Source organism: Microbacterium sp. CIAB417 (genome assembly GCF_022788845.1).
The window spans coordinates 485,626-503,881 of sequence record NZ_JAHZUT010000001.1 but is presented as its reverse complement, the minus strand read 5'-3'; the positions used below and the strand labels follow the sequence as shown (position 1 = coordinate 503,881).

20 protein-coding genes and 1 tRNA gene are annotated in these 18,256 nt (G+C 69.8%); 11 read left to right on the top strand and 10 right to left on the bottom strand.

Annotation, left to right across the window (positions count from 1 at the left end; all coding sequences use genetic code 11):
• Window position 1: 1 nt before the first annotated feature.
• Window positions 2–1,324 carry a homoserine dehydrogenase gene (locus KYX17_RS02475; RefSeq protein ID WP_243224955.1) on the bottom strand — a complete coding sequence of 441 codons (1,323 nt, stop codon included), beginning with the start codon at window positions 1,322–1,324 and terminating at the stop codon, window positions 2–4.
• Complete coding sequence (gene lysA, locus KYX17_RS02470; RefSeq protein ID WP_243224954.1) at window positions 1,321–2,760, bottom strand: diaminopimelate decarboxylase; 1,440 nt, start codon at window positions 2,758–2,760, stop codon at window positions 1,321–1,323. Before lysA ends, KYX17_RS02475 begins: the two co-directional genes overlap by 4 nt.
• A gap of 184 nt (window positions 2,761–2,944) precedes the next feature.
• Between lysA and KYX17_RS02465 the strand changes: the two genes are divergently transcribed.
• Window positions 2,945–3,997: a YihY/virulence factor BrkB family protein gene (locus KYX17_RS02465; protein WP_243224953.1), complete on the top strand. Its 1,053-nt coding sequence runs from the start codon at window positions 2,945–2,947 to the stop codon at window positions 3,995–3,997.
• On the opposite strand, the gene KYX17_RS02460 is transcribed toward KYX17_RS02465, so the two are convergent.
• Window positions 3,994–4,836 carry a DUF2993 domain-containing protein gene (locus KYX17_RS02460; RefSeq protein ID WP_243224952.1) on the bottom strand — a complete coding sequence of 281 codons (843 nt, stop codon included), beginning with the start codon at window positions 4,834–4,836 and terminating at the stop codon, window positions 3,994–3,996. The two genes, KYX17_RS02465 and KYX17_RS02460, sit on opposite strands and share 4 nt — an antisense overlap.
• Window positions 4,837–4,868: 32 nt before the next feature.
• Window positions 4,869–6,533 (bottom strand): arginine--tRNA ligase, encoded by a 1,665-nt coding sequence (argS, locus tag KYX17_RS02455; RefSeq protein WP_243224951.1) that lies wholly within the window; start codon window positions 6,531–6,533, stop codon window positions 4,869–4,871.
• A 70-nt stretch (window positions 6,534–6,603) separates the two neighbouring features.
• Here argS and KYX17_RS02450 point away from each other — a divergent pair, with 70 nt between their 5' ends.
• Together KYX17_RS02450 and KYX17_RS02445 are read left to right on the top strand one after the other, a co-directional pair.
• Window positions 6,604–7,404, top strand: a complete 801-nt coding sequence (locus KYX17_RS02450; protein ID WP_243224950.1) for an SGNH/GDSL hydrolase family protein — start codon at window positions 6,604–6,606, stop codon at window positions 7,402–7,404.
• 16 nt (window positions 7,405–7,420) lie between these two features.
• A tRNA-Arg gene (locus KYX17_RS02445) sits at window positions 7,421–7,493 on the top strand.
• 51 nt (window positions 7,494–7,544) lie between these two features.
• Here KYX17_RS02445 and KYX17_RS02440 read toward each other — a convergent pair.
• Both KYX17_RS02440 and KYX17_RS02435 read right to left on the bottom strand, forming a co-directional pair.
• The gene (locus tag KYX17_RS02440; protein WP_243224949.1) at window positions 7,545–8,651 is read right to left on the bottom strand and encodes a serine hydrolase; all 1,107 of its coding nucleotides are present in this window, start codon (window positions 8,649–8,651) and stop codon (window positions 7,545–7,547) included.
• A gap of 60 nt (window positions 8,652–8,711) precedes the next feature.
• Window positions 8,712–9,524: a hypothetical protein gene (locus KYX17_RS02435; protein ID WP_243224948.1), complete on the bottom strand. Its 813-nt coding sequence runs from the start codon at window positions 9,522–9,524 to the stop codon at window positions 8,712–8,714.
• 186 nt (window positions 9,525–9,710) lie between these two features.
• On the opposite strand from KYX17_RS02435, the gene KYX17_RS02430 reads away from it, so the two are divergent.
• From KYX17_RS02430 to KYX17_RS02410, 5 genes are read left to right on the top strand one after another with little or no spacing between them, the layout of a single operon-like run.
• Window positions 9,711–10,175 carry an HIT family protein gene (locus KYX17_RS02430; RefSeq protein ID WP_243224947.1) on the top strand — a complete coding sequence of 155 codons (465 nt, stop codon included), beginning with the start codon at window positions 9,711–9,713 and terminating at the stop codon, window positions 10,173–10,175.
• A gap of 53 nt (window positions 10,176–10,228) precedes the next feature.
• Window positions 10,229–10,672 (top strand): MarR family winged helix-turn-helix transcriptional regulator, encoded by a 444-nt coding sequence (locus tag KYX17_RS02425; RefSeq protein WP_243224946.1) that lies wholly within the window; start codon window positions 10,229–10,231, stop codon window positions 10,670–10,672.
• Between the two features lie 20 nt (window positions 10,673–10,692).
• Window positions 10,693–11,115: an organic hydroperoxide resistance protein gene (locus tag KYX17_RS02420; RefSeq protein ID WP_243224945.1), complete on the top strand. Its 423-nt coding sequence runs from the start codon at window positions 10,693–10,695 to the stop codon at window positions 11,113–11,115.
• Window positions 11,115–12,092, top strand: coding sequence for a zinc-binding dehydrogenase (locus KYX17_RS02415; RefSeq protein WP_243224944.1), 978 nt, complete (start codon window positions 11,115–11,117; stop codon window positions 12,090–12,092). Before KYX17_RS02420 ends, KYX17_RS02415 begins: the two co-directional genes overlap by 1 nt.
• A 58-nt stretch (window positions 12,093–12,150) precedes the next feature.
• Window positions 12,151–13,083 carry an endonuclease/exonuclease/phosphatase family protein gene (locus KYX17_RS02410; protein WP_243224943.1) on the top strand — a complete coding sequence of 311 codons (933 nt, stop codon included), beginning with the start codon at window positions 12,151–12,153 and terminating at the stop codon, window positions 13,081–13,083.
• 4 nt (window positions 13,084–13,087) lie between these two features.
• Here the strand turns inward: KYX17_RS02410 and KYX17_RS02405 are convergent, their stop codons facing one another.
• From KYX17_RS02405 to KYX17_RS02395, 3 genes are all read right to left on the bottom strand, one after another.
• Window positions 13,088–13,600, bottom strand: coding sequence for a nucleoside deaminase (locus KYX17_RS02405; protein ID WP_243224942.1), 513 nt, complete (start codon window positions 13,598–13,600; stop codon window positions 13,088–13,090).
• Window positions 13,601–13,644: 44 nt separating this feature from the next.
• Window positions 13,645–14,109 carry a cyanase gene (gene cynS / locus KYX17_RS02400; RefSeq protein WP_243224941.1) on the bottom strand — a complete coding sequence of 155 codons (465 nt, stop codon included), beginning with the start codon at window positions 14,107–14,109 and terminating at the stop codon, window positions 13,645–13,647.
• A 92-nt stretch (window positions 14,110–14,201) separates the two neighbouring features.
• Window positions 14,202–15,278, bottom strand: a complete 1,077-nt coding sequence (locus KYX17_RS02395) for a DNA polymerase IV (protein WP_243224940.1) — start codon at window positions 15,276–15,278, stop codon at window positions 14,202–14,204.
• A gap of 64 nt (window positions 15,279–15,342) precedes the next feature.
• Between KYX17_RS02395 and KYX17_RS02390 the strand changes: the two genes are divergently transcribed.
• From KYX17_RS02390 to KYX17_RS02380, 3 genes are all read left to right on the top strand, one after another.
• Complete coding sequence (locus tag KYX17_RS02390; protein ID WP_243224939.1) at window positions 15,343–16,014, top strand: Pr6Pr family membrane protein; 672 nt, start codon at window positions 15,343–15,345, stop codon at window positions 16,012–16,014.
• 160 nt (window positions 16,015–16,174) lie between these two features.
• Window positions 16,175–17,194 (top strand): magnesium and cobalt transport protein CorA, encoded by a 1,020-nt coding sequence (locus tag KYX17_RS02385; protein WP_243224938.1) that lies wholly within the window; start codon window positions 16,175–16,177, stop codon window positions 17,192–17,194.
• 29 nt (window positions 17,195–17,223) lie between these two features.
• Window positions 17,224–17,847, top strand: a complete 624-nt coding sequence (locus tag KYX17_RS02380; protein ID WP_243224937.1) for a GyrI-like domain-containing protein — start codon at window positions 17,224–17,226, stop codon at window positions 17,845–17,847.
• Here the strand turns inward: KYX17_RS02380 and KYX17_RS02375 are convergent.
• On the bottom strand, window positions 17,840–18,232 hold the full coding sequence (locus KYX17_RS02375; protein WP_243224936.1) for a DUF1304 domain-containing protein: 393 nt from the start codon (window positions 18,230–18,232) through the stop codon (window positions 17,840–17,842). The genes KYX17_RS02380 and KYX17_RS02375 overlap by 8 nt on opposite strands.
• Between the last annotated feature and the right edge of the window lie 24 nt (window positions 18,233–18,256).

The following is an 18,256-nucleotide window of genomic DNA, read 5'->3' as shown; positions in this document are numbered from 1 at the left end:
CTCACTCCCCCTCGACGCGGAGCACGGCGACGACGCGATCCACGACCTCACTGGCGGCCAGCTGTTCGACGGTCGCGCTCAGGGCGCCCTCGGTCGCCCGGTGCGTGCCGATCACGAGCCGGGCCGTTCCTGCGTCCTCGTCATCGACGGTCTGCACGACCGTCGCCACCGAGACGCCGCCCTCGCTGAGGATCCCGGCGATCCGTGCCAGGACTCCGGGCTGATCCTCGACCTCGAGCGTGATCTGATAGCGCGTCGTGACGTGGGCGATCGGGACGATCGGGAGTCCCGCCCTGGTGGATTCGCCGACGCCGACACCGCCGGCGATGTGCCGGCGCGCGGCCGACACGACGTCGCCGAGAACGGCGGAAGCGGTCTGCACTCCGCCGGCCCCCGCGCCGTAGAACATGAGCGGACCAGCGGCTTCCGCCTCGACGAACACGGCGTTGTTGGCTCCGTGCACGGACGCGAGCGGATGGCTGCGGGAGACGAGTGCCGGGTACACGCGCACCGAGATGGACTCGGCCTCGTCGACCGTGACGCGTTCGCATACGGCGAGGAGCTTGATGACGTAACCGGCCTCGCGCGCCTGCTGGATCATTCCCGCCGTGACCCCGGTGATGCCTTCGCGGTGCACCGCGTCCAGAGGAACCGTGGTGTGGAAGGCGAGGCTCGCGAGGATCGCCGCCTTCTGCGCGGCGTCGTAGCCCTCGACGTCCGCCGTCGGGTCGGCCTCGGCGTACCCCAGGCGCTGCGCATCGGCCAGCACGGCGTCGAAGTCGGCGCCTTCGGTGTCCATGCGGTCCAGGATGTAGTTCGTGGTGCCGTTGACGATCCCCATGATCCGCACCACGCGGTCGCCGGCGAGCGAATCGCGCAGCGGACGGATGATCGGGATGGCGCCTGCCGCCGCCGCCTCGTAGTACACCGAGGCGCCGACCTGGTCGGCCGCTTCGAACAGCTCAGGACCGTGCGTTGCGAGCAGCGCCTTGTTCGCGGTGACGACGTCGGCACCGGAGTTCAGTGCCTGCAGCAGCTGCGTGCGTGCCGGTTCGATGCCGCCCATGAGCTCGATGACGATGTCGCTGCCCAGGATCAGGTCCTCGGCATCCGTCGTGAACAGGTCGCGCGGCAGATCGACGTCACGCGGGGCGTCGGGGTTGCGGACCGCGATGCCGGCCAGCTCCAGTCGCGCTCCGGCACGGTCGGCGAGTTCGTCGCCGTGGCGCAGCAGCAGAGACGCCACCTGCGATCCCACCGCTCCGGCGCCGAGCAGCGCCACCCGAAGTCGTCGGTACTGTGCCGGATCCCCCAGCTGCGTCATCGTTCTCCTTCTGCGAGGCGCACGGCCCCGGTGTCGGCCGCGCGGGCGCCGGCGATCCCGGCATCCCTCGCGAGCAGGTCGTCGATCGTCTCTCCCCGCACGATCACCGTGGCGGCGCCGCCGGACACGGCGACCACGGCGGGCCGGGGGACGTGGTTGTAGTTGCTGGACAGCGAGGCGCAGTAGGCGCCGGTGGCGGGCACCGCGAGAAGGTCGCCGGGCCCAGCATCCTCCGGGAGGTACTCGTGATCGACCACGATGTCGCCGGACTCGCAGTGCTTGCCGACGACGCGGACCAGCACCGGCTCGCCGCTGCCCGCGCGCGACGCGAGCCGCGCCGAATACTGCGCTCCATACAGCGCGGGGCGGGCGTTGTCGCTCATGCCGCCGTCGACGCTGAGATAGCGGCGGGACCCGGCATCCAGGGTCACGTCCTTCGTCGTGCCGATCTCGTACAGCGTCACTCCCGCCGTGCCGACGATCGCCCGCCCCGGCTCGAAGGCCAGCTCGGGCAGGGGGATGCCGCGGACAGCGCAACCTGCCGCCACCGCGTCGACGATCTCGGACGCGAGCAGCTCGATGGGCGTCGGGTCGTCGACCCGCGTGTACGCGATGCCGAACCCGCCGCCGAGATTCAGCAACGGCAGCTCCCCGCCCTGGCACAGACGCTCGTGGAGCTCGAGCACGCGCGCTGCGGATTCGCGGAAGCCGCCGACCCCGAAGATCTGCGACCCGATGTGGCAGTGCAGGCCGATCAGCCGCAGCCCGTCGAGCTCGCGGATGCGCGACACCGCGCCCTCGGCGTCCGCGAAGGAGAAGCCGAACTTCTGATCCTCGTGCGCCGTCGCGAGGAAGTCGTGCGTCTCGGCGTGGACGCCGCTGTTGACGCGGATGAGGATGCTCTGCACGGCACCCGTGCGCGCGGTGATGGCAGCCAGCCGCTCGATCTCGATGAGACTGTCGACGATGATCGTGCCCACCCCGACCTCGACGGCGCGCTCGAGCTCGGAAACGGACTTGTTGTTGCCGTGGAAGCCGATGCGCCCGGGTGCCACGCCGGCGGCGAGCGCGACCTCGAGTTCACCGCGCGTGCACACATCGACGTTCAGGCCCTCCTCTGTGACCCAGCGCGCGACGGCGGTGGAGAGGAACGCCTTCCCGGCATAGTAGACGCGCGATGTGCCGCCGTGCTCGGCCGTCGCTGCGGCGAACGCGTCGCGGAACGCGCGGGCGCGCGTGCGCACCTCGTCCTCGTCGAGCACGAGCAGCGGAGAACCGTGGGCGTGCACGAGATCCGCAGCAGCGATGCCGCCGATGCGCAGCTGGCCGGTGTCGTCGCGCCGGGCCGAAGCCGGCCAGACGCCGGGCGCGAGATCGTTCGCGTCCTCGGGCACGCGAAGCCATTCCGGGGCGAGTGAATCGGCAGGGGGAAGCACAGCGGACCAATCGTGGAGACGGGATCCTCGGGCGAGGAGACGCTCGGCGAGGCTGCCCCCGATTCTAGGGCAAGCGCCGTTGCCGCCCTGCCACGGTGACGCCATGTTCCGGGCGCATACGCGATCCGGTCGACACGGGGCAAGCCCCCTGTCCTGCGCGGGCGCGGTGCCCTACCTTGGCGGCATGGAGCCTGCACACGACACGCCTTCCGAACCCGCCCCGTCCCAGCCGACCGGGATCGCCGGGCTCATCCAGCGCGTCACGGCCTGGGCTCTGCAGCGCCGCCTGGTCCGCGCCCTGCTGCTGTACTCGGAGCGGCGCGGCCCCATGCTCGCCGACAGCATCACCTATCGCTCGCTCTTCAGTGTGTTCGCCGGCGTCCTGCTGGGCTTCTCGATCGCCACGGTCTGGCTCGCGGACAACCCGCAGGCCTGGCGGGCGCTGATCGCCGCCGTGGACGCCGCGATCCCCGGCCTGTTCGGGGAGGACGGGGTGATCACCGATCCGGACAGGATCCCGGTTCCGGCGGGACTCTCGATCGCCGGGGTCATCTCGTTCGTGGCGCTGATCGGCGCCGCTCTCGGCGCCGTCGGGTCGCTGCGCACGGCTGTCAGGACCATCGCGGACACCGTCCTCGATGATGTGATGATCGTCTGGGTCGTCCTGCGCAACATCCTGCTCGCGGCCGGGATCGCGGCGGCGTTCCTGGCCGCCGCGGCGCTGACGGTGCTCGGCCGGCTCGGTGTGTCCTGGATCACCGGGCTCCTGGGCATCGCGGCGGACTCCCCCGCAGCCCTGTGGGGTGTGCGTGCCCTCTCTCTGCTCATCGTCCTCGCGCTCGACGCCGCACTGATCATCGGCGTCTGGATGCTGCTGTCCGGACGGCGCGCCCCCTGGGGCGCCCTGTGGCCCGGCGCCCTGCTCGGGGCCGTCGGCCTGATCGTCCTGCAGGAGTTGTCGAGTCTGTTCGTCGGCGGGGCCTCGTCCAATCCGCTGCTGGCCTCGTTCGCCTCGTTGCTGGCTCTGCTGATCTGGTTGAACTTCTCGGCGCAGGTGATCCTGATCGCATGCGCCGTGATCGTCACGGGCATCGAGGAGCACGAAGACCGCGTGAGCGCGCGCTTCGGGGCTCGCACGCTGGCGCAGCGGCGGGTCCAGCGGGCCGAGCACGACGTGTCGGTGGCGGTGTCGAATCTGAAGGCCGCCAGGGATGCTCTGCCGGAGCGGAAGTCCTAGCCGCAGGTCCCGTTCTGCTGCAGTGCCGCGTCCGTGACGATGCCGCCGTCGACGGACAGGTCCGCGACCGCTTCGGTGCCGTCGATCGTCAGGCCGGTGAGCGTGATGCCCGCAGGCAGCTGATCGGCGATGCAGATCCGCTGGGTCTCGGTGAGGCGCGCGCCGAGGTCGCCCAGTCGCGCCGACACCTGATCCGCGCTGAGCTCGACGCCACCGATGAGGAGGGCGATCGGCGTGAGGGTCAGTTCGCCGTCCTCTGCCCCTGGCGTCGCCGTGAGCGAGATCGGCAGGCTGAATCCGAGGACGTCCACGGAACCGGAGGCCACGACATCCGGCTCCTCGAAGGCGATCTCCTCGATCGGCAGGTCGCTCTGCGCCAGCAGGTTCTGGAGCTGCTCCTGATCGATGCGAACCGTGCCGCTCGCGGCCTCCAGGTCACCGCCGCCCAGCGGCACGCCGAGCGCCGTGACGTCCGCCGAGCCCGTGATGCCGCCGAGGGTGATCGAGTCCGTCGAGAGCGTGAGCTCGTCGAGGCGCCCCGAGATCAGCTGCGGCAGGAGGAGGCCCTCGGCGTGCGCGTCGAGCTGCTGATCGGCCGGCAGGTCCAGCTGCTCGACGACGATGCCGCGGACGATCCCGGGAAGGACGGCGCGGGCGATCAGCTCGGCCGCGACGACCAGCACCACCAGAACCACGACGACGATGCCGACGACCCATGGCCACCGCGGACGCCGGGGGCGGGCGTCCGCCGCCTCGTCGTCCTTCTGCCCGGGGATCACCAGGGTCGGATGCTCGGTCGACGCATCCGGGTACGGCAGCGTGGGGTTGTCGTCGCTCATGCGTCCATCCTGGTGGGTCGGCGTCGTGGGGACTACATCCGCTCCGGGGCGGACACGCCGAGCAGGCCCAGTCCGTTGCGGAACACCTGTCCCGCGGCGTCGTTGAGCCACAGCCTCGTGCGGTGCACGGACTCGATCGGGTCGGAGCTCAGCGGGATGACCCGGCAGTTGTCGTACCAGCGGTGGTACAGCCCCGCCAGTTCCTCGAGGTAGCGCGCGATGCGGTGGGGCTCGCGCACCTCCGCGGCGAAGGCGACGATGCGCGGGAACTCCTGCAGCGCGCCGAGCAGGGCGGCCTCGGTCTCGTGCGTGAGCGTCTCGGGGGCGAACTCGCCGCGGTCCACACCGGAGTCCGCGGCGTTGCGCGACACGTTGTGGGTGCGCGCGTGGGCGTACTGCACGTAGAAGACCGGATTGTCGTTCGTGCGCTTCTGCAGCAGCTCGGGGTCGAGGTCGAGGGGCGAGTCGGCGGGTGACCGCTCCAGCGCGTACCGCAGCGCGTCGGTGCCGATCCAGGCGCGGAGGTCGTCCATCTCGATGATGTTGCCCGCACGCTTCGACAACCGGGCTCCCCGCACCGAGACGAGCTGCCCGATGAGGACCTGGATGTTCTTCTCGGGGTCTTCACCCGCGGCACCCGCGATGGCCTTCAGGCGATGCACGTAGCCGTGGTGGTCGGCGCCGAGCAGGTAGATCTTGTTCTGGAAACCGCGGTCGCCCTTGTTGAGGTAGTACGCGGCGTCCGCGGCGAAGTACGTGTACTCGCCGTTCGAGCGCCGGATCACGCGGTCCTTGTCGTCGCCGAAGTCGGTGGTGCGCACCCAGACGGCGCCTTCGTCGTCGAACACGTGTCCCTGCTCGCGCAGCCGGTCGACGGCCTGATCGACGAGGCTCGAGCCCTCGGCGTCCTCGGCGTGCAGCGTGCGCTCGGAGAACCAGACGTCGAAGGGCACGTTGAACTGCTCGAGGGAGTCCTTGATCTCGGCCAGCTGGTACTCGTACGCGAGATCACGGGCGATGACCAGCTGCTCGCCCTCGGGCAGGCCGAGCAGATCGGGGCGTGCCTCGAGCACGCGGCCGGCGAGCGTCGTGATGTACTCCCCCGGGTAGCCGCCTTCGGGGGTCGGCTCACCCTTCGCCGCGGCGAGGATCGAGCCGGCGAACCGCTCCATCTGCGCACCGGCGTCGTTGATGTAGTACTCGCGCACGGCCTCGGCTCCGCTGGCCAGCAGCAGGCGCACGATCGCGTCTCCGAGGGCGGCCCAGCGGGTGTGCCCGATGTGCAGCGGCCCGACCGGATTGGCCGACACGAACTCGACGTTGACCGACACGCCCTTCTGCGAGTCGTTGGTGCCGTAGGCGGCTCCCGCCTCGACGATGGTCCGGGCGAGGACACCGGCGGCCGCGGCATCCAGACGGATGTTGATGAACCCGGGACCGGCCACCTCGGCGCTCGCGACACCGTCGACGGCGGCGAGACCGGTCGCGATCTGCTCGGCGAGCTCGCGCGGGTTGGTGCCGAGGCGCTTCGCGAGGCGCATCGCCAGGTTCGACGCCCAGTCGCCGTGGTCGCGGTTGCGCGGGCGCTCCAGCACGATGTCGGATGCCGCGAGGTCCAGCGCCTCGTCGGGGCGCAGGGAGGCCGCGAGCGGAGTGACGACGGCGAGAAGGGCTTCGGCGAGGGTGTCGGGGTTCATAGGGACTCAAGTTTACGGCTCGGACCGGGTCGGAATTTGCGCTGGGCGGATCGTGATCTACTCTCATGCCATGAACCTGGCCTCCCGCGCGCACCGAGGGCGCGTTCTCGCGTTCTGCGCGCTGGGGCTGATCGCCTTGTCCGCGCTGCTCGTCGGGCTGTGGCGACCGTGGGCCCCGCTGCCCGAGGCGGCTCCGATCGGCGCCGGCGACGAGCCGATCGTCGTGGAACCGGCGCCGCTGGTGTTGCCCGAGCACCCGCTCGTGCTCGTGTTCGGCGACTCCTGGACATACGGCTCCGCGGCCGCGCCGTACACGCAGGGGTATGCGTATCAGCTGGGCGGGATGCTCGGTGGAGAGTCGGTCGTCAAGGGCGTGCGCGGAAGCGGTTACCTCAAGCCAGGGCTCGACGGTCCCGCGTTCGGCGCGCGCATCGCCGCGTTGAACCCGGGCATCGATCCCGATCTCGTGATCATCCAGGGATCGATCAACGACCGCCTGCAGGGCGCGACCGGCTATCGCGAGGCCGTGAACGCGGCCTGGGACGCTCTCTCGGCGCTCTATCCCGACGCCCCGATCGTCGTGCTGGGCCCCGCGCCCCACGAACTGCCGGTCGGCGAGGGCACCGCCCGGATCGACGTCGATCTCGCCGAGCTCGCCGCGGCGCGGGGATGGTGGTACATCTCCCCCATCGAGCGCGACTGGATCACGCCGGACAACTATCTCGACATCATCGACGTGGAGGTGGGTCGCAAGCATCCGTCCACGGAAGGGCACCGATACCTCGCCGAGAAGGTGGCGACGGCGCTGGCCGAGTTCGGCGGCGAAGCCGCCACGGAGCCCGTCGGGTCGGAGACCGGCCCCGAGCAGTGATATCGTCGTTCGGTACGCCTCCGTAGCTCAGTGGATAGAGCGCCGGTTTCCGGTACCGTAGGTCGCAGGTTCGACTCCTGTCGGGGGCACAACACGAGAGGGCCGTCCATCGGACGGCCCTCTTCTCGTATCCCGGAGCGCTACCCCGCGCGCATCTCCTGCAACTCTCCGAGCAGCGCGAAGACCCGCTCGTCCATCTCCACCTGCATCATCACGATGCAGATCGTGCCGTCCGGGTCGACGAAGAAGTCCGTGCCGAGGCCGCCCGACCATCCGAACCGGCCCCGATGGGGCCCGCCCGTCACGACCGAGACGCCGTAGCCCCAGCCGAGGCCGTCCCAGAACCCGGGGAAGAAGCTGTCCGGTGTCTTCAGCGCCCCCGGAACCTGATCGGTGCGCAGTTCATCCCGCAGATCCTCGCCGATCAGGCGGCCGTCGACCAGAGCGCGCAGGAACGCGTGATAGTCGGCGAGCGTCGACACCAGCTCAGAGTGGCTGACGTCGAACGGAGCGGGCGCGACTGAGAACCCCGCGCCGGCCGGCTCGGTCTCCTCGAACCCGTCCGCCTCGCGACGGAACGCGGCGACCAGGCGATGAGCCTGATCCCGAGGAACGACGAATCCGGTGTCCGGCATCCCCGCGGGATCCAGCACGGTCGATGTCAGCACCTCGTCGATCCCTCCGTCGGTCACCCGATCCAGCAGGATGCCGAGAAGGCCGAAGGAATGGTGATAGCGCCAGCCCTCACCGGGCTCGAACGTCAGCGGGAGCGAGGCGAGCGTCGCAAGCCACTCGTCCGCGCCGCGATCGACGGGCTCGGCACCCGCGATCATGCCGGCGTCCGCCATGGCCCGGTTCAGCGGTGTGTCAGAGGTCTGCATCCCGTATCCGGACCCGTTGGTGAGCAAGTGCCGTACGGTGATGGGATGCCGAGCCGGCCTGGTCTCGGCGAGGGGCGCATCCGGACGCAGCAGGACCTGCGGCTCCGCGAGCTCCGGCATCCAGGTGGCGATCGGGTCGTCCAACGCGAGGATGCCGTCCTGCACGAGGCTCAGAGCCGCGACGGACGTGACGGCCTTGGTCATCGACTGGATGCGGAAGATCGCATCCGAGCGCAGCGGTTCGCCGCCGGGAGCCGCCGAGCCCACGGCGATCGGCGTGAGCTCGTGCCCGAGCGTGGCCACCGCTCCGGGCATCGTCCCCGCTTCGACATGACGGGCGAGCAGGTCGTGCAGCACGTCGGACATGGAAGCTCCTTCGCCGGTGGTTTCGCGCAGGACTCACGATACGACCTCGGCTGCTGCGCGTCACGGAGTTCGTCCGATGGCCGAACGCCGCCGCAGCTCGCGCGGCTGGCGTCTCAGGAACGCGACGTTCTCCTCGGTCAGCGAGGGAGTCTCCCTCGGATCGTCCACGGCAAGTCCGAGCACCTGGAAGGGAAGGATCGCCGGCTTGGACCAGATCCAGACGCCGCGCATGCCCTCGCCGAACACGTCGACGCAGTGCACCGGCTCGTGGCGCGCGAAACCCGTCTCGAAGTCCTCAGGACTCCCGGTGTCCGACGTGGCGACGATCCGATCGAGCCAGGCCTCGACCACCCGGCGCTGCAGGGCGAGTGTCTCGCGAGGAACGCGCAGATCGAAGACGAACTGCAGGTCGTAGACGGTGTCGCCGCCGCCGGACACCCGCACTCGATCCTCGAACACCGCCCAGACGGGGACAGCGAGCCTTCGCATCAGGATGTGGATCTCGCGCAGCTCCGCCTGCCGACGGCGGCGGAACCTCCGCTCCGCGAACAGCAGCCGGATCGCGCACCCCACGATCGCCGCGCACCCGAGCGCGGCGACAGCAAGACCCAGAACCCGGCCGAGTCCCTCCGCCTGCGAAGCCGACACCAGCACGACCGGCACGAAGACGGCTCCGACCACCAGGGCGAAGATCAGCGGCATCCACCGCTGCCACCAGAGCGGAAGCGCCGAATAGTTCGCGTCGAGCTCCTCCGGTGATCGCCACGGCGGCAGATCCTCCGGAGTCGGCAGCCAGTGCGGCTCGGCCGATCCCGCGTCGCGGGCCACCTCCTGCGCCCACACCTCCTGAGGAGCTCCGGGCCATCGCGACATGCATCCCCTCCCTCCGTCTCCGACGCACGCTACCCGGCGACTGCTCTCCCGATCACATATCGCCCGGTGTGCTCCTCCGGGCAGAACGAACCATAGGATCGACGTTCATGAGCGACCTGCCCTTCCGCGCTCGGACGAAGTCCTCATGACGGACGCCAGCTTCCCGACGACAAGGGGAGCACCTTGATGCCCTGGTGGAGCGATGAGGAATGGGCACGGCTCGCCTCGGCCGAGGGATGCGGCATGTGCACCGACGCCCACCTGGACGAGAATCCTCACAGCGTCCTGATCACGTCGACGGACGCCACGCACGTTCGGCTGTCACGGAACCAGGCGCACCGCGGGTACGCCCTGGTGATCCTTCGTGAACACCGCGTGGACCTCGCAGACCTCGACACCGCCGCACTGGCGGCCTTCTGGCGCGATGTGCAACGCGCCGCTCGGTCGATCCAGGCGGTTTTCACGCCGCGGAAGATCGATTACCTCGTGATGGGCCATCGGATGCCGCATGTGCATTGCCACCTGCTCCCGCAGCACTCCGAGGACGATCCTCTCCGGAATGTCGACATCTCGGATGGCCCGGTTCTCCTGGACTCGTCCACGTTGTCCGACCGAGCCGAGGCCATGAAGCGGGCGTGGGCTGCGGTGTAGACGAACCGATATTTAAGTTGTGCACAATCTAATCGCGTGCAATCCTTGAGGACATGAGCATCACGGACGAGATGGTGTGCTTCTCCCTCTACTCGGCGGCCCGCGCCACGACGCAGGCGTACCGGACGCTTCTCGCGCCGTGGAACCTCACCTACCCGCAGTACCTCGTGCTCGCGGTCCTGTGGAACGACGGCGAGCAGACGATCGGTTCCCTGGGCGATGCCATGCAGCTGGACTCCGGCACCCTCTCCCCCCTCGTGCGCCGGCTCGAACAGGCCGGCCTCGTGACGAAGAGCCGCAGCACGTCCGACGAGCGCGTGGTGACGGTGCGTCCGACCGAGCAGGGACGTGCGCTGCGCGCCGAACTCGCCCCGATCCGGGCGCAGGTGGCCGCTCTCGCCGGCATCCACGACGACGACCATCGACTCCGCCTCATCGCCGAGCTCAAGGAGCTGACGGCTCTGCTCCAGGCGAGCACCCCGACCGCTGAGAACTGACAATGGAAGGAATCCACACGATGGAAGCCCTGTACACCGCAGAAGCCCTCGCCACCGGCGCCGGTCGCAACGGCCGAGTCGCCACAAGCGAGGGCCGTCTCGATCTGGATCTCGCGATCCCGAAGTCGATGGGCGGCTCGGGTGACGGCGCGAATCCCGAACAGCTGTTCGCCGCCGGCTACGCGGCGTGCTTCCACTCGGCTCTGCAGACCGTCGCCCGCGCCCAGAAGGTGTCCATCGCCGATTCCTCCGTGGGCGCCCGCGTCCAGATCGGCGCTAACGGCGCGGGCGGGTACGGCCTCGCCGTGCAGCTGGAGGTCGTCATCCCCGATCTCCCGCACGACCAGGCCCAGGCGCTGGCGGATGCCGCGCACCAGGTGTGCCCGTATTCGAACGCGACGCGCGGGAACATCGACGTCGCCATCACGGTCTCGGACGACTGATGCGCGCGCTCATCCACCAGGCGTTCGGTCCCGCTGAGGACGTGCTCGCCCTCGAGGATCGCCCGATGCCGCAGCCCGGCCCCGGTCAGGTGCGTCTGCGCATCCTGCTGTCGCCCATCCACAACCACGACCTCTGGACGATCCGCGGCACCTACGGCTTCAAGCCCGAGCTGCCCGCCGCATCCGGAACCGAAGCCGTCGGAGTGGTCGATGCGCTCGGCGAGGGCGTCGAGAACCTCGCCGTCGGTCAGCGCATCGCCACCGGCGGCACGTTCGGCGCGTGGGCCGAGTACGTCGTCGCTAACGCCGCGGGTCTCATCCCCGTCCCGGAGGGCCTCCCAGACGAGGCGGCGGCGCAGCTGGTCTCCATGCCGTTCAGCGCGATCAGCCTGCTCGAGTTCCTGAACGTGCGCGAGGGCGACTGGATCGTCCAGAACGCCGCGAACGGTGCTGTCGGTCGCATGCTCGCCCAGCTCGGCGCAGCGCGTGGCGTCCACGTGCTCGGGCTCGTCCGACGCTCGGACGGCGTCGAGGAGCTGCGCGCTCAGGGCATCGAGAACGTCGTGGCCACCGACCAGGACGACTGGCGCGCACACGCGAGCGCGCTCACGGACGGCGCCCCGATCGTCGCGGGCATCGACTCCGTCGGCGGCACCGCCTCCGGGGACGTGCTCGCGCTGCTGGCCGAGAACGGCACTCTCGTCGCCTTCGGCGCCATGAGCTCCCCGGTGATGCAGATCGCCTCCGGAGACGTCATCTTCAATCAGGCGACGGTCAAGGGCTTCTGGGGCAGCAGGGTCGGTCAGACGATGGATGCCGCGACGCGTGGCGAGCTGTTCGCCGAACTGGTCCAGCGGATCTCCGACGGAACGCTCACGCTTCCCGTCGCCGGGATCTTCGACGCCGCGGATGCCGCGGACGCCGTCCGCGCGACGAACACGCCAGGGCGCGTGGGCAAGGTGCTCCTGCGGTTCTGAACCGGCCTCTCCTGGCCGTCCGGCGGTTCTTCAGGACGGCCGGGAGAGGATCACGGATGTGAGGAGTGATGCGCGACCACCGGCGACGAGTCGGTCACGACGTCGCTCGGCGCGCCTCCTGCTCCTGGTCAGCGCTCTGATCGCGCTCGTGATCCTGGCCGGCTGGATCCCTGGACCGATCGGCACGGCGGTGTCGGTGGCGCTCCCGCTGCTGAGCGTGTTCGCCGTCCTCATCCTCCTCGCCGTGTTCCTGCTCGTGAAGCGCGCGGCGATTCCCGCCGCCGTCGCGGTGCTTGTGTGCGTCATCGCGTCGGCTCCTGCCCTGCCCGCGTTGGCGGCCGCCCCGGCGCAGACGAGCCTGACCATCGCGAGCCAGAACGTGCACGCCCGATCCGGAAGCGCTGCCGGATCCGCGGCGGACCTCCTCGCCGAGCACCCCGACGTCATCACGCTCACCGAACTGGATGCCGCGAGTCGCACGGCCGCCGCCGAGATTCTGTCCGCCGAGTATCCGCACGCGTACGCCGTCGGCACGGTCGGGATCTGGAGCGAGCACCCGCTCGAGGCGGGCGAGCCTCTCAGCCTCGGACTGGGGTGGAATCGCGCCCTGCGTGTCACGGTCGACGCACCGTCCGGCGCCGTCCGCGTCTACCTGGTGCATGCGGCCTCGGTGCGTCCTGGAGCGCAGGACGCGCGCGATCGGATGCTCGAGGAGCTCGCCGCCATCGTCCGCGAGGATCCGGCGTCCCGGATCGTCGCGCTGGGGGACTTCAACGCGGCGACCACCGATCCGGCCCTGCGTCCGCTGAGCGACGCACTCGAGCTCGCCCGGCCGACCGACAGCGTCACCGGGTTCACCTGGCCGGCGGACCTGCCGCTCGTCAAGATCGACCACGTGTTCCAGCGCGGGTTCGCGGTGTCCTCGGCCGGAACCGTCCGCGCAGGAACCAGCGATCATCTCGCGACGATGACGACGCTCTCGCCCCGCTGATCGCTCATGCCCGCGAGGACGGGTCGGTCCCGAGTCCGTCCCGTCGCCAGCGCCGCACGTGCAGCTCTCGCAGCTCCTCGGCGAACTCCGTCGCCGGCCCGTCGACGACCGCGCCGGGCACGACGTCGCGGATCGCGAGCGGCGCCACGGGTCCCGCAGGGACACCGCGCTCCGCCGCCCACGTCAGCAGCTGTTCGGTCGATCCCGCGTAGACGATCCGCCCCAGGCCCACCCAGCCGTGCGCCGCCGAGCACATCGCGCAGTGCTCCCCCGAGGTGTAGACGACGGCGTCCGCCCGCTCCGCCGGCGACAGATTCTGCGCCGCCCACCGACTGATCTCGAACTCCGGGTGCCGGGTCGCGTCACCGTCCTTCACCCGGTTGCGGTCCGCGAAGAGCTCTTGCCCTCCGGCCGACACCAGCACCGAACCGAAGGGCTCGTCGCCGTCGTCGAGCGCCTCGCGAGCGAGGTCCACGCAGCGCCGCAGGTGTCCGAGGTCCGATTCCGAGATCGCCATGCGACCAGCCTCCCGCGTGCCGCGATCCCCTGCAACCGCTCCGCTCAGTCCGTGCCGGAGACCCACGCGTACGGGAGGAACTTCCCGTCGATCGTGATGACGACGCGGTCGCCGTCCGGATGCGGCACGCGCTCGAACGTCAGGCTGCAGTTGATCGCGCTCATGATCCCGTCGCCGAACTCGTCATGGATGAGCGACTTGAGGGCCGGCCCGTACACCTGGATCAGCTCGTGGAAGCGATAGATCGTGGGGTCGGCGGACACGTCCGCACCCGGCGCCCGATTCGGCTGGCGCACCAGCGCCGAGATCAGCTCGTCCTCCAGGTCCAGCGCATAACCGAGCTCCTCGGCCTGAGCCGGGGTGAGCGGATGCATCCCGAGCACCGCGGCCGCCAGCCACACCTCCGGGACCCCGAGCCGCGAGGCGAGCGCCCGCCACGTGAGTCCCGCATTCCGGCGCCGCTCGTCGATCTGCTCCCCGGCATCCTGCTTGGAGATCATCGCGGGCATGTCCACTCCTCTCGGCGCCGTGTGCGCCCTCGATCGCACGCTAGACCGGCGATGTTGCCGGCGCGTTCCGCCATCGTTACGAGGCGGGACCGTCAGAGGCGTCCGCGGACCGGCGTGCGCTCGGCGGGATCGCCCTCGGCGGGCATCGACATCTCGGCGCGCACACCCAGCAGACGGACCTCGCGCTGCGCGTCGAGCGCGGCGGCGAGCGCCAGGGCCGCCGACACGACATCCTCGCGCTCGGTCGTGGGAGCAGCCAGCTTGCGGCCGAACGTCTTCGTCTCGAAGGGCGCGTATCGCACCTTCAGGTGGACCCGGATCACCGGCCGCCCCTCCGCACGGCAGTCCTCGAACGCCTGCGACGCCAGTTCGACCACGGCATCCGCGACCTGGTCGGGCGTCGTCAGGTTCTGCTGGTACGTCGTCTCCCGGCTGTGACTGCGCGCCACCCACGGGGTGTCGTCGACCGTCGCGGGCCCGAGCCCGGATCCGAGTCCGTGATACCAGACGCCCATTCGGGGACCGAACTCCGCGATCAGCTCCTGCTCGTCCGCGTCGGCGAGCTGGCGGACCGTGTCGATCCCGTGCGACGCCAGCCGCTTGTGCACCTTCGGGCCGACGCCCCACAGGTCCCGCGTCGACTTCTCCCCCATGACGTCGAACCAGTTCTCGGCGGTGAGGCGGAACACGCCGCGCGGCTTGCCGAACTCGGTGGCGATCTTCGCGCGGATCTTGTTGTCGCCGACACCGACGGAGCAGTGCAACCCGGTCGCCTCGAGAACCGCGGCCTGCGCGGCGCGTGCGACGGATTCGGGATCGTCCACGTCGATGCCCAGGAAGCATTCGTCCCACCCGATCACCTCCAGGACGACGCCCGGAATCTCTCGCAGGGTCTGCATGACGTCGGCGGAGGCCTGCTCGTACGCGGCGTGATCGACCGGCAGGAACACGGCCTCGGGCGGCGCCTTCCGGGCGGCGATCTTCAACGGCATCCCGGATCCGATGCCGAACGCGCGCGCCTCGTAGGATGCCGTGGACACCACCGCCCGCTCGGTGGGGTCGCCCCGTCCCCCGACGATCACCGGGACGCCGGCGAGTTCGGGACGACGCAGAACCTCCACGGCGGCGATGAACTGGTCCATGTCGACGTGCAGCACCCAGGCGGCCATGCGTCGAGTCTGGCGCGTACGGGCCGGGATGTCACCTGCCAGGAGTCGCCTCTAGGCTGTCGCCGTGCCCTCTCCTCCCGCCTCGCCGCGCCCGGTCCACTTGTGGGGGCTCGCGCGGATCATCGTCGGCGCGCTGACGATCGGGATCCTCCTGCACGCCTGGGCGCTGCGGGTGAGCGCCGGCGACGGCAACCCGTTCGACTACTTCGGGTACTTCACGAATCAGACCTCGCTCATCGCCTCCGTGGTCCTCATCGCGGCCGGGGTCACGAACCTGCGTGGCCTCCGGCCCTCGGACGGGCTCATCCTGCTCCGCGCCGTCACGACGACCTGCCTTCTCGTCGTCGGCCTGATCTACAACGTGCTGGTACCCGGTACAGGTTCCGCCCCGCCCTGGGTGAGCGCCGCGCTGCACGTCGCGCTCCCGGTCCTCGTCCTCGCCGACTGGATCTTCGCACCGGACCGCCGCCCCCTCGCCTGGCGGATGCTCTGGATCACGCTGCCCTATTCCCTGGTGTGGCTGACCGTCGTCCTGCTGCGCGGCGCCACCGACGGGTGGGTGCCATACGGGTTCCTGCTCCCCGAGCGCGGTGCCGTCTCGCTCTGGTCGCATGTCGCCGGACTGCTCGGGGCGCTGCTCGCCGCTGCCGCCGTGGTGTGGGCGCTGAGTCGGGTCAGGACCGTGGTGTACGCTTCAGGAGGCCGAAACGGCCCCGACCGACCCGAAGGCAGGTGATGCGCGATGTCCAGTGATAGTCGCCGCGCCACCGTTCACGCCTCGCTGGTCGGCATCTCGATGCGCTGACCTCCGCAGGCGGGCGGTGGCGTGATCGCGCGCATGCGCGCCTCCACCGCGACGCCGCAGCGTCGCTTCCAGCGAGCAATCGAGGTGAACCATGACCGCCCTCATCGACAACGCCGTGTACGTCGACGGACACCGCACCGGCAACCCGGCGAACCTGACCGACACGTACGAGACCATGCGCGAGCACACGGGTATGGCGTGGATCGGGCTGTATCGGCCGAGCCCGGCCGAGGTGCAGTCCATCGCCGATGAGTTCGACCTGCACCCGCTCGCTGTCGAGGACGCCCTGTCCGGCCACCAGCGCGCCAAGCTGGAGCGCTACGGCGAGACGCTGTTCGTCGTGCTGCGCCCGGCGCGCTATCTCGATGACACCGAAGTGGTGGAGTTCGGTGAACTGCACATCTTCGTCGGCAAGGACTTCGTCGTGACGATCCGTCATGCCGAGTCGCCGAGTCTCGCCACGGTGCGTCGTCGGCTGGAGGCGACGCCGGAGCTGCTCGCGATGGGCCCTGAGGCCGTCCTGTACGCGATCCTCGACGAGGTCGTGGACGAGTACGGACCGGTGATCGCCGGCCTCGAGAACGACATCGACGAGATCGAGGACCAGATCTTCGCCGGCGACGAAGCGGTGTCCCGCCGCATCTACGAGCTCTCTCGCGAGGTGATCAACTTCCAGCGCGCCACGCGCCCTCTCGTCGAGATGGTCGAAGCCCTGCGCCGCGGCTCGGACAAGTACGAGGTCGACATCGAGCTGCAGCGGAGCCTGCGGGACGTGCTCGACCACACTCTGCGCATCGTCGAGCGCGCCGACTCGTTCCGCGCCATCCTCGAGAATGCGCTGAGCCTGAACGCCACGCTCGTCGCGCAGCGTCAGAACGACGAGGTGCGCCGCATGACCGAACTGGGGCTGGCTCAGAACGACGAGGTGAAGAAGATCTCGGCCTGGGCGGCGATCCTGTTCGCCCCGACGCTCATCGGCAGCGTCTACGGCATGAACTTCGACATCATGCCCGAACTGCACTGGAGCTGGGGATATCCCTTCGCGATGCTGCTCATGCTGGGCGTGGGCGTGGGGCTGTTCGCCGCGTTCAAGTGGAAGAGGTGGCTGTAGGAGGCGGCCCGAGTCGGCATGATGGGCGTGTGACCGAGAAGATCGACTTCAAGAAGACCATCGACGCGTATCAGGCGCGCAAGGATGCGTTCCGCACGCTGGAGGTGCCGGCGCTGCAGTACCTGATGATCGACGGCCACGGGGATCCCAACTCGTCGCCGTCGTTCACGAGCGCGGTCGAGGCGCTCTACCCCGTCGCCTACGGCCTGAAGTTCGCCAGCAAGCGCGAGCTGGGCCGCGACTACGTGGTGATGCCCCTGGAGGGACTCTGGTGGGCGGAGGACCACTCCGCCTTCACGACCGCACGCGACAAGTCTCGGTGGTCCTGGACGCTCCTGATCATGCAGCCGGACTGGATCGACGACGCGATGTTCCAGGGTGCCGTCGCCGCGGCATCCGCGAAGAATCCCGACGGACGCTCCGGCGAGGTGCGCCTCGAGACGCTCCACGAGGGCCTGTGCGTCCAGACCCTGCACGTCGGAGCGTTCGACGATGAGGCGCCGGTGCTCGCCCGCATGCACGACGAGGTCATCCCCGAACAGGGACTGCGGCTGACCGGTCTCCATCACGAGATCTACTTCAGTGACCCGCGCAAGGGCGATCCCGCCCGGCGCCGGACGATCCTGCGGCAGCCGGTCGAACGCGTCAGCTGAGCGCGAGACCGATCGACGTCGCGAGCACCGCCAGCAGGGGCAGGGTCCCCTGCGTCAGCGCGGCGCGGACCTTCGTGCGGTCCGAGAGCACCAGCACGAGGGCCGCCGCGAGCATCATGCCGGTGCCGGCGAAGACGAGGGTCAGGCCGACGGTTGCGGCGCCGAGGATGTAGAGCCCCACTCCGATCAGAGTCGTGAGCGCGAGGAACAGGTTGTAGAAGCCTTGGTTGAACGCGAGCTGCTTCATGGTGGCGGCGTCCGCTTCCGTGGCGATGCCGAAGATCCGACGCGTGTCCGGATCCGTCCACCGCAGCGACTCGAGCGCGAAGATGAAGACATGCACGGCGGCCGCAGCAGCGGCGAGGACGAGACCGACGATGATCATGCGCTGATTCTGTCGTGCCGGCCC